This is a genomic window from Atlantibacter sp. (assembly GCF_032062175.1).
Taxonomy (GTDB): domain Bacteria; phylum Pseudomonadota; class Gammaproteobacteria; order Enterobacterales; family Enterobacteriaceae; genus Atlantibacter.
The window spans coordinates 248458-259791 of sequence record NZ_DAMBQK010000004.1; the positions used below are offsets into that span (position 1 = coordinate 248458).

Consider the following 11334-nt stretch of genomic DNA (forward strand, 5'->3'; position numbering starts at 1 on the left):
CTCATCCAGACAGGGGTGCGACGATGAGCGGGTAAAACCGTCATAACAAGACATTGAATTGATGATGAATAGCACAAGAGGTTTCGTGATTATGAGGTTCGTGAATGCCTAATTGCCGCACCTGGTTAGCCGCGCTTTTCTTTTCCGTTGCCCTCTGGGCACCCGTCAGCCAGGCAAATACGGGCTGGCAGCCGATTCAGGAAACCATTCGTAAAAGTGAAAAAGATCCCCGCCAATATCAGGCCATTCGTCTGGATAATGGCATGGTGGTACTGCTGGTTAATGATCCCCAGGCAGTAAAATCGCTGTCTGCGCTGGTGGTGCCAGTCGGTTCGCTGGAAGATCCGAAAGATCATCAGGGGCTGGCGCATTACCTGGAACACATGACGCTGATGGGATCAAAGAAATATCCCCAGCCCGATAGCCTCTCTGAATTTTTGAAGATGCACGGCGGCAGCCATAACGCCAGCACCGCGCCTTACCGCACCGCGTTTTATCTGGAAGTAGAGAACAACGCGCTGGAAGGGGCCGTGGATCGCCTGGCGGACGCCATCGCTGAACCGACGCTGGCGAAAGCCTATGCGGAGCGTGAGCGAAACGCAGTGAATGCCGAATTGACCATGGCGCGATCGCGCGACGGGATGCGCATGGCCCAGGTCAGCGCAGAAACCATCAACCCGGCCCACCCCGGCTCGCAGTTTTCTGGCGGTAATCTGGACACTTTAAGCGATAAACCGGGCAATCCACTGCATGACGCGCTGGTGGCGTTCCGTGACACATGGTATTCCGCCAACCTGATGAAAGCGGTGGTTTACAGCAACAAACCGCTGCCCGAACTGGCGCGTATCGCGGCTGAAACCTATGGTCGGGTCCCGAATAAAAATATCGAAAAGCCGACGATTGACGTGCCGGTGGTGACCGATGCGCAAAAAGGGCTGTTTATCCACTATGTGCCGGTAATGCCGCGCAAAGTGGTGCGCATTGAGTTTCGCATCAACAACAATACCGATAAATTTCGCAGCAAAACAGACGAGCTGATTGGTTATCTGATCGGCAACCGCAGCGCGGATACACTGTCTGACTGGCTGCAAAAGCAGGGGCTGGCGGAAGGCGTGCGTGCTGACTCCGATCCTATCGTCAACGGCAATAGCGGGGTATTCGCTATCTCCGTTACGTTGACGGATAAAGGCCTGGCAAACCGTGATGATGTAGTCGCCGCAGTATTCAGCTATATCAACTTATTGAAAGAAAAGGGTGTCGAGAAACGCTATTTCGATGAACTGGCGCACGTGCTGGATCTCGATTTTCGCTACCCGTCTATTTCCCGCGATATGGGTTATGTGGAGTGGCTGGCGGATACCATGATCCGCGTGCCCGTCGCCCATACCCTGGATGCGGTCAATATCGCCGATCGCTTCGATCCGCAGGAAGTCAACGCGCGCTTAACCATGATGACGCCGGAAAACGCCCGCGTCTGGTACATCAGCCCGAATGAGCCGCACAACAAAAAAGCTTATTTCGTAGAAGCGCCGTATCAGGTGGAAAAAATTCCTGCCGCGACGCTGGCGGCCTGGCAACAAAAAGCGCAATCCATCAAGCTCCAGTTGCCGGAGTTGAACCCCTATATTCCCGATGATTTTACGCTGATCAAGACGCAGAAAACCTATAAGCATCCTGAACTGCTGGTTGATGAACAGGATTTGCGGGTGGTGTATATGCCGAGCCGTTATTTCGCCAATGAACCTAAGGCGAATATTTCGGTAATTTTGCGCAATCCGCAGGCCATGGACAGCGCCAAAAATCAGGTGCTGTTCGCGTTAAATGACTACCTGGCTGGCCTGGCGCTCGACCAGCTCAGCAATCAGGCTTCAGTCGGCGGGATCAGTTTCTCCACTAACGCCAACAATGGCCTGATGGTCAATGCCGACGGTTATACCCAGCGTTTGCCGAAGCTGTTCCTGGCGCTGCTTGAGGGCTACTTCAGCTATACGCCGGACGAGCTGCAACTGGCCCAGGCGAAATCCTGGTACGCCCAGATGATGGATTCCGCCGAGAAGGGCAAAGCCTACGATCAGGCCATTATGCCAGTGCAGATGATCTCTCAGGTGCCGTACTTTCAGCGTGAAGAGCGCCGGGCGCTGCTGCCGTCGATTACGCTTGCCGATGTGCTTAGCTACCGTGAGCAACTGAAAGCCAATGCCCGCCCTGAGTTTTTAATGGTGGGCAACATGACTTCTCAGCAAGCCACCGACCTGGCGCGCCAGGTGAAGACTCAACTGGCGACTCACGGCAACGAATGGTGCCGTAATAAAGATGTCGTGGTGGATAAAAAACAGCAGGCGATTTTCAATAAAGCTGGCAGCAGTACTGACTCCGCCCTGGCTGCGGTATTTGTGCCGACGGGCTATAGCGAGACGGTTAGTTCTGCCTACAGCGCCATGCTTGGGCAAATCGTCCAGCCGTGGTTCTACAACCAGTTACGCACGGAAGAGCAGTTGGGCTATGCGGTGTTCGCGTTTCCGATGGGCGTAGGCCGCCAGTGGGGTATGGGCTTCCTGTTGCAGAGCAGCGATAAGCAACCTGCGGCCCTGTGGGCGCGCTATCAGGCGTTTTTCCCCACCGCTGAAAAACGGCTGCGCAAAATGGACAATGCCACCTTTGCGCAAATCCAGCAGGGCGTGATTAACCAGATGCTGGAAGCGCCGCAAACCCTGGCGCAGGAAGCATCAATCGTCAGCAAAGATTTCGATCGGGGCAATATGAAGTTTGATTCACGTGATAAAGTAATCGCCGAAATTAAACTGCTGACGCCCCAAAAACTGGCTGATTTCTTTCACCAGGCCGTGGTTGAACCTCAGGGCATGACGATTCTATCGCAGGTTTCCGGCAGCCAGAGCAGCAAGCCGGATTACGCGATGCCTGAGGGTGGCAAGATTTGGGACAGCGTCAGCGCGTTGCAACAATCTTTGCCCCTGTTAAGCGAGAAACCATGACCGATGAGACCGTGCAACCCCTTGATCCATTACGTTTACCGCTGGTGGGTGAGCGGCTGATCGAGGCGTCTGCCGGCACAGGGAAAACGTATACCATCGCCGCGCTCTATTTGCGGCTATTACTGGGGCTGGGCGGTGATGCCGCCCATCCGCGCATCTTAATGCCGGAATCCCTGCTGGTGGTCACCTTTACCGAAGCGGCCACGGAAGAACTCCGTGGCCGTATCCGCACTAACATCCATGAATTGCGTATTGCCTGCCTGCGCGGGCATACCGCCAATCCGCTGTTTCAGCGTTTATTAGCAGAAATTCCCGATCTGAATGATGCGGCCCAGGCTCTGCTGCTGGCAGAGCGCCAGATGGATGAAGCCTCAATTTTTACCATCCACGGTTTCTGCCAGCGCATGCTTAATCTTAACGCGTTTGAATCCGGGATGCCGTTTGAGCAAAAGCTAATCGAGGATGAGTCCCTGCTGCGTTATCAGGCGTGCGCGGATTTCTGGCGTCGCCATTGCTATCCGTTAGACAAATCGGTGGCGCGTCCGGTGAGCGAGTTATGGCAGGGGCCGCACGCCTTGCTCCAGGACATTAACAGCTATCTGCAGGGTGAAGCGCCGCAGTTGAAAGCGCCGCCAGCGGAAGATGAAACCATCGAAAGCCGCCATAAAAAAATCGTCGAGCGTCTTGAACGCGTTAAGGCTCTATGGCGTGCGGCGGCAGACGATATCGGCCCGCTGATTGCCGGCTCCGGTGTGGATAAACGCAGCTACAGCAGCCGCAACCTGCCTAACTGGCTGGATAAAGTCAACGCGTGGGCCTGCGAAGAGACACAAACCTATGCACTGCCCGACGCGCTGGAAAAATTCGCCCAGTCGACCCTTGATGAGAAAACCAAAAAGGGCGAACCGCCGCGCCATGCGCTGTTTAGCGAAATCGATGCGCTGCTGGCGGAACCGTTGTCGCTGCGCGATCTGGTGTTAGCCCGCGCCATTAAAGAGATTCGCTATACCGTGGCGATGCAAAAGCGCCGTCGCGGCGAGCTGGGCTTTGACGACATGTTAAGCCGTCTTGATGAAGCGCTGCACCAGCCGGGCGGCGAGGCGCTGGCAGAGGCGATTCGTACACGCTATCCGGCGGCGATGATCGATGAGTTCCAGGATACCGATCCGCAGCAGTACCGCATTTTCCGCCGTATCTGGCATAAGCAGCCGGACACGGCGCTGCTGTTAATTGGCGACCCCAAGCAGGCGATTTACGCCTTCCGTGGCGCAGATATCTTTACCTACATGCGCGCGCGTGGAGAAGTTAGCGCTCACTATACTCTTGATACAAACTGGCGTTCCGCGCCGGGCATGGTGGCCAGCGTCAACCAGCTTTTCAGCCAGCTTCCCCAGCCGTTTATGTTCAAGGAAATCCCTTTCCTGAAGGTTAACGCCGCCGAAAAGAACCACGGTCTGCGCTTTGAACTCAACGGCCAGGCACAGTCGGCTATGCGCCTGTGGCTGATGGAGGGCGAAGGCGCAGGTGTTAGCGAGTACCAACAAACCATGGCGACGGTGTGTGCCGGGCAAATCCGCGACTGGCTGGATGCGGGCGCGCAGGGCAAGGCGTTGCTGTGCGATACCCAGCAACAGCGACCGGTGCAGGCATCGGATATCACTGTACTGGTGCGTAACCGCATTGAAGCCGCCGTGATCCGCCAGGCGCTGGAAGCGCTGAATATTCCGTCGGTGTATTTATCCAACCGCGACAGCGTGTTTGCTACCCAGGAGGCACTCGACCTGCTGTGGGTGTTGCAGGCGACCCTGAACCCGGAGCTGGAAAGCGCGTTGCGCAGCGCCATCGCCACCAGCATGCTCGGGCTGAATGCCGCCGCTATCGACGCCATCAATCAGGATGAAGACGCCTGGGATGCGCTGGTGGAAGAGTTTGACGGCTACCGGCAAATCTGGCTGGCGCGCGGCGTGATGCCGATGATCCGTGCTTTGATGGTTGAGCGCCGCATTGCCGAAAACTTACTGGCGACGCCCGGCGGCGAGCGGCGCTTAACCGATTTGCTGCATTTGACGGAGCTGTTGCAGGAGGCTTCTGCGCAACTCGACAGTGAACCGGCGCTGCTGCGCTGGCTGTCGCAGCATATCGCCGAACCGGATGCGAACGCATCGAGCCAGCAGCTCCGGCTGGAAAGCGATAAACATCTGGTGCAGATCGTGACGGTGCATAAGTCTAAAGGGCTGGAGTATCCGCTGGTCTGGCTGCCGTTTATCGCTGACTATCGCGAGCAGAAGCAGGCGTTTTATCACGATCGCGCCACGTTTGCGCCGGTACTGGATCTGGATAACGGCGAAGAGAGCCTGGAACTGGCCGAAGCCGAGCGTCTGGCGGAAGATTTACGGTTGCTGTACGTGGCGCTGACGCGCTCCGTCTGGCATTGCAGCATCGGTATTGCGCCGCTGTTTAAAGGCCGGGGCGGGAAAAAAGGCGATACCAGCCTGCACCAAAGCGCGCTGGGCCGCTTGATCCAGAACGGCGAACCGCAGGATGCCGCCGGGTTGCGCCGCTGCCTGGAAGCGTTATGCGGTGAAGATATCACGCTGGAAATTGCTGCCGAGCCCGATACGCAGCCCTGGCAGCCGCCCCAGCCGCCCGCATTGCAACTGGATGCTCGCGAGCCTAAGCGTGAAGTCAGAGACAGCTGGCGGGTGACCAGTTACTCCGCCCTCCAGCAACACGGCGGCAGCGCGGCGCAACTGCTGTTACCGCGCCTGGATATTGATGCCGCAGGCAATCGCGTTGAAACCGTCAGCCTTGAAATGACGCCGCATACCTTTCCACGCGGCGCGTCGCCGGGCACCTTTTTGCACGGACTGTTTGAAAACCTGGATTTTACCGCGAAAGTAGATCCCGCCTGGCTTGCGGAGCAGTTGCAGCTCGGCGGATTCGACAGCGACTGGGCTGGTGTGTTCTCCGGCTGGTTTGAGGCCATTTTAGCTGCGCCGATCGCCGACAGCGGTGCCAGTCTTAACCAGCTTGGCGCAAAGGATAAACAGGTTGAGCTGGAGTTTTATTTACCCATTGAGACCGATCTTGATCCCCAACGGCTCGACGCGATAATCCGCCGTTACGATCCGCTCTCGGCGGCGTGCCCGCCGCTTGATTTCCGCCAGGTACGCGGCATGTTGAAAGGCTTTATCGATCTGGTTTTCCGCTGGCAGGGGCGTTATTACCTGCTGGATTACAAATCAAACTGGCTCGGCGAAGGCAGCGAGGCTTATACCCGCGAGGCGATGGCGCAGGCGATGCAGTCGCACCGGTACGATTTGCAGTATCAGTTGTATACCCTGGCGCTGCACCGTTACTTACGCCACCGGCTGGCGGGTTATGACTATGAAACGCATTTTGGCGGCGTGATTTACCTCTTCCTGCGCGGTGTGGACCCGAATCAGCCGTCAAACGGGATATTCACCACCCGGCCGGACGCCAGGTTAATTGATGAAATGGATGCGCTGTTTGCAGGTCAGGAGCTGATGACGCAATGAAAATGGATAAATTACTCCAACAGGCTCAACAGCTGAAATTGCTACGTCCGCTGGATGTGCAGTTCGCGTTTATGGTTTCTTCCAACAACGAACCGGCGGTCATGCTGGCGGCGGCGTTGGTCAGCCGCGATGCGGGCGAAGGACATGTTTGCCTGCCGCTGAGCCGGTTAAACCCCGAGGACGCGGCAGGTTTGCGGCGCGAGCCGCTCTGGCAAACGTTGTTCGAGGCGGCGGGCAATCCGGGCGACTGGCGCAGCGTGCTGCTTGGCAGCCATGCAGTTAGCGAAGGCGAGGAGCCGACACCGCTTAAGCTTGTAGGGGAATGTCTCTATCTACACCGCATGTGGCGGCATGAAAAAGCCGTTGCGGCGTTTTTCCGCGAGCATAACCGGGTCATGACAGTGGACGGTTCGCGGGTTTCAGACGTCTTAAACGGGTTATTTACTTCGCGGGAAGCGATTGATTGGCAAAAGGTCGCCGCTGCGGTAGCGCTTACGCGTCGTATTTCAGTGATTTCAGGCGGGCCGGGAACCGGCAAAACGACTACCGTAGCAAAATTGCTGGCCGCGCTGGTTCAACTCAGTGAGACGCTGCCGCGCATTAAGCTGGCGGCACCGACCGGTAAAGCCGCAGCCCGGCTCACCGAATCCCTGGGCTCAGCGCTGGCCGGTTTACCGCTCAGCGACGCCCAAAAAGCGGCATTTCCCGATGATGCCAGTACCTTGCACCGTTTGCTGGGCGTGACGCCAGGCCGCCAGCGGGCGCGCCATCACGAATCCAACCCGCTACATCTGGATGTGCTGGTGGTGGACGAAGCCTCGATGATTGACCTGCCGATGATGGCGCGTTTAATCGACGCATTGCCGCCCCATGCGCGGGTGATTTTTCTGGGCGATCGCGATCAACTGGCCTCAGTGGAAGCGGGCGCGGTCCTCGGGGATATCTGCCGCTACGCTCATGATGCCTACACGCCGGCGCGCGCCAGCGAGTTAAGCCAGTTGACCGGCTGTTCCGTACCACACTCTGGATCCACCGCCGCCTGCGAGCTGCGTGATGCGCTGTGCCTGCTGCGCACCAGCTACCGCTTCGACAGTTCGTCAGGCATCGGGCAACTGGCGCAGGCGGTGAACTGTAGCGACCATCACGGTGTGAACCAGGCTTTCGCCAACGGTTTTACCGACATCTGCCAGAAGCCGCTCAACGGCGGCGAAGATTATGTGACCATGATTGAGGATGCGATCGCGGGCTACGACCGTTTTTTGAAACAGGTTAAAGCGCAGGCCGAACCCGCCGATATCCTGCGCGCGTTTAGCGAATTCCAACTGCTGTGCGCGTTGCGCGAAGGGCCTTATGGCGTCAGCGGGCTTAACGAGCAGCTTGAGCAGGCGCTGGTGCGTAAGCGCAAAATTACCCGTTCGGCACATTCAAAATGGTATGAAGGAAGGCCGGTGATGATATCCCGCAACGACAGTGCGCTCGGGCTGTTTAACGGCGATATCGGCGTGGCGCTTAATCGCGGGCAGGGGCTGCGGGTCTGGTTCCCACTGCCGGACGGCACCATCAAATCAGTGTCGCCCAGCCGCATGCCGGATCACGATACCGCCTGGGCGATGACCGTGCATAAATCCCAGGGCTCGGAGTTCAAACACGCGGTACTGATTTTGCCGAATCAATATGCGCCGGTGCTGACGCGCGAGCTGGTGTATACCGCCATTACCCGCGCCCGTGAGCAATTGTCTTTGTACGGCGATGAACGCGTGCTGCGCCAGGCCGTCACCGCCCGTACCGAGCGGCGCAGCGGGCTGCTGACGCATTTCTCGCAGTAGCGAAAGGGGTTATGTCAGGTCTGCCATCAGCACTTTTGAACGGCGCTGGTAGTTGTACATCTCTTTTTTGCTTTCCGGCAGCGAATCAATGTCCACCGGCGTGAAGCCGCGCTCCTGGAACCAGTGAATGCTGCGCGTTGTCAGCACAAACAGCTTGCTCAGGCCGATCTGTTTGGCCTGGCTGGCAATACGCTCCAGCAGCACTTCACCGCGTGACGAACTCCGGTAGTCGGGATGCACCGCCACGCAGGCCATTTCACCGATTTTCTCTTCCGGGAAAGGGTAGAGCGCCGCGCAGGCGATGGTCAGGTTATCGCGCTGGATGATGGTGAATTTGTCGATCTCCATTTCCAGTTGCTCACGCGAACGACGCACCAGAATGCCCTGCTGCTCCAGCGGACGGATCAGTTCAAGAATACCGCCGATGTCGTTAATGGTGGCGCGACGAATTTGTTCGGCGCTTTCCATAACAATCTGGGTGCCAATGCCATCGCGGGAGAACAGTTCCTGTAACAGCGCGCCATCCTCCTGATAGCTAATCAGGTGGCTGCGCCGCACGCCGCTGCGGCAGGCTTTCACCGCGCCGCGCAGGAAACGCACCGTACCGGAATGGTAGTCGCCCGCCGCTTCCAGGTCATCGATTCGCGCCTGGGCATCGTTAGGGAACAGTTCGGAAATAATGTTCCCCTCGCTGTCGGTCACGCCCTGGGACGAGCAGAAGCCGATCATTTTTTCCGCTTTCAGTTTGCTGGCAAGCTGTGTGGCGATCTCCTCAGAAGTAAGGTTAAAGCTTTCGCCGGTTACGGAGACCGCAACCGGCCCCATCAGGACAATCGCGCCGTTATCTAACTGGCGGTTAATTGCCTCATCGTCAATACGGCGAATACGCCCGCTGTGGCAGTAATCCACGCCATCATCCACGCCCAGCGGCTGAGAGATAATAAAATTACCGCTGACCACGTTGATATGCGCGCCCTGAAGCGGCGTATTGCCGAGGCTCATCGAGAGACGCGCGGTGATATCGAGCTGTAGCAGCCCGGCTGCCTGCTTAACCAGCTCCAGCGTTTTGGCGTCGGTAACGCGGGTATGTTTGTGGTAAATGGGCTCACAGTGGTGCGCAGCCAGGTTGGCATCAATTTGCGGGCGTGCGCCATAAACCACGACCAGGCGGATGCCCAGGCTGTGAAGCAGGCCTATGTCATTAACAATGCTCGAGAAGTTTTCATGCTCAATGGCTTCGCCGCCCAGCATGATGACAAACGTTTTACCCCGGTGGGTATTAATATAAGGGACAGAATGACGAAACCCCTGGACCAACTCGGTTCTACGTTCCTTCACCACGGCAAACCCTCTCAATGCATGTTTATTCGTAAATAGTGTATTTTTATTCTTTTATCGCCTCTGGCGCAAGCGGCTTTTTTTACTCAGGCCTAAACCCACGTTAATCTTAAACAGCCCGCGTGCTCACAATGTTTACCCTTTTATAGATGACAGGCCGGACGCCATTCGCTAAAGTTTTTGGTCCAGATTTTAAGTTGTTATGCCAGTGACAGATTTTAGTGCTCGGGAGAGGCATGTCAGATTCCAGTAAATTATTTAGTCGCCGCCAGTTAATCAAAGGGGCAGGCGCGATGTGGTTATTAAGCGTAAGCCAGCCGGGCTTTGCCGCGAGCAGCCAGGTGATCGCCGTTCGTGTGTGGCCAGCTTCCTCTTATACCCGCGTTACGGTGGAATCTAACCGGCAAATCAAATACCGCCAGTTCGCGCTGAGCAATCCGTCGCGCGTGGTGGTCGATCTTGAAGGGGTGAATCTGAACTCGGTGCTCAAGGGGGTCGGCAACCAGATCCGTACTGACGATCCTTTTATCCAGTCAGCGCGCGTCGGTCAGTTCGATCCTAAAACCGTGCGCATGGTTTTCGAACTCAAACAGAACGTAACGCCGCATCTGTTTGCGCTGGCACCGGTGGCGGAATTTAAAGAGCGACTGGTAATGGACCTGTATCCGGTGAATTCCAACAGCGAACAGGATCCGCTTCTGGCATTGCTGGAAGATTACAACAACGGCGAACTGGATAAGAAAGTACCGCCCGCCGGAACCAGCAACACCGGCCCGCAGCCGGGCAAGGCCGGACGCGACAGGCCGATTGTGATCATGCTCGATCCGGGGCATGGTGGGGAAGATCCCGGTGCTATCGGCAAATATAAAACCCGGGAAAAAGACGTGGTGTTGCAGATTGCCCGCCGTTTGCGCACGCTCATTGAGAGAGAGCCGAATATGAAGGCCTATATGACGCGTAACGAAGACGTCTTTATCCCGCTGAAGGTGCGCGTCGCTAAGGCGCAAAAGCAGCGCGCCGACCTGTTTATTTCTATTCACGCCGATGCGTTTACCAGCCGCGCGGCGCGCGGCTCGTCGGTATTCGCGCTATCGACCAAAGGCGCGACCAGTACCGCCGCGCGTTATCTGGCGCAAACCCAGAACGCCGCTGACCTGGTGGGTGGCGTAAGTAAAAGCGGCGACCGCTATCTCGATCACACTATGTTCGATATGGTGCAGTCCCTGACGATTTCCGACAGCCTGAAGTTTGGCAAAGAAGTGTTGAACAGAATGGGCAAAGTGAACCGGCTGCATAAGAACCGCGTCGATCAGGCTGGGTTTGCGGTGTTGAAAGCGCCGGATATCCCGTCGATTCTGGTAGAAACGGCGTTCATCAGTAATATCGAAGAAGAGCGTAAACTGAAGACCGCAGCCTTTCAGCAGGAAGTGGCGGAGTCTATTCTGGCGGGAATTAAAGCCTATTTTACCAGCGAGGCGACGCTGGCGCGTCGTGGTTAAACCCTGATGCCGCGGCGCTTGCGCTGCGGTTATTAACTTTTTCAGACGTCAGAAACAAAAAAACACCCGAACGGGTGTTAGATGTTGGTTGCGGGGGCCGGATTTGAACCGACGACCTTCGGGTTATGAGCCCGACGAG

At 56.9% G+C, this 11334-nt stretch carries 5 protein-coding genes; 4 read left to right on the forward strand and 1 reads right to left on the reverse strand.

Annotated features, from left to right (window positions below; all coding sequences use genetic code 11):
- Positions 1 to 104: 104 nt before the first annotated feature.
- Genes ptrA through recD form a run of 3 tightly spaced genes read left to right on the forward strand, consistent with a single transcriptional unit; the run spans position 105 to position 8358 of the window.
- Positions 105 to 2993, forward strand: coding sequence for a pitrilysin (gene ptrA / locus RT120_RS06535; RefSeq protein WP_312980910.1), 2889 nt, complete (start codon positions 105 to 107; stop codon positions 2991 to 2993).
- Complete coding sequence (gene recB, locus RT120_RS06540; protein ID WP_312980912.1) at positions 2990 to 6532, forward strand: exodeoxyribonuclease V subunit beta; 3543 nt, start codon at positions 2990 to 2992, stop codon at positions 6530 to 6532. The genes ptrA and recB overlap by 4 nt, the downstream gene beginning before the upstream one ends.
- Positions 6529 to 8358, forward strand: a complete 1830-nt coding sequence (recD, locus tag RT120_RS06545) for an exodeoxyribonuclease V subunit alpha (RefSeq protein ID WP_312980914.1) — start codon at positions 6529 to 6531, stop codon at positions 8356 to 8358. Before recB ends, recD begins: the two co-directional genes overlap by 4 nt.
- Positions 8359 to 8367: 9 nt before the next feature.
- Here the strand turns inward: recD and argA are convergent, their stop codons facing one another.
- Complete coding sequence (gene argA / locus RT120_RS06550) at positions 8368 to 9699, reverse strand: amino-acid N-acetyltransferase (protein ID WP_312980917.1); 1332 nt, start codon at positions 9697 to 9699, stop codon at positions 8368 to 8370.
- A gap of 233 nt (positions 9700 to 9932) precedes the next feature.
- Between argA and amiC the strand changes: the two genes are divergently transcribed.
- The gene (gene amiC, locus RT120_RS06555) at positions 9933 to 11195 is read left to right on the forward strand and encodes an N-acetylmuramoyl-L-alanine amidase AmiC (protein WP_151602211.1); all 1263 of its coding nucleotides are present in this window, start codon (positions 9933 to 9935) and stop codon (positions 11193 to 11195) included.
- Positions 11196 to 11334 lie beyond the last annotated feature (139 nt).

Bases quoted from the DNA above. Each gene is read 5' to 3' on its own strand.
- ptrA (WP_312980910.1), top strand. From the start codon at position 105: ATGCCTAATTGCCGCACCTGGTTAGCCGCGCTTTTCTTTTCCGTTGCC.
- recB (WP_312980912.1), top strand. From the start codon at position 2,990: ATGACCGATGAGACCGTGCAACCCCTTGATCCATTACGTTTACCGCTG.
- recD (WP_312980914.1), top strand. From the start codon at position 6,529: ATGAAAATGGATAAATTACTCCAACAGGCTCAACAGCTGAAATTGCTA.
- amiC (WP_151602211.1), top strand. From the start codon at position 9,933: ATGTCAGATTCCAGTAAATTATTTAGTCGCCGCCAGTTAATCAAAGGG.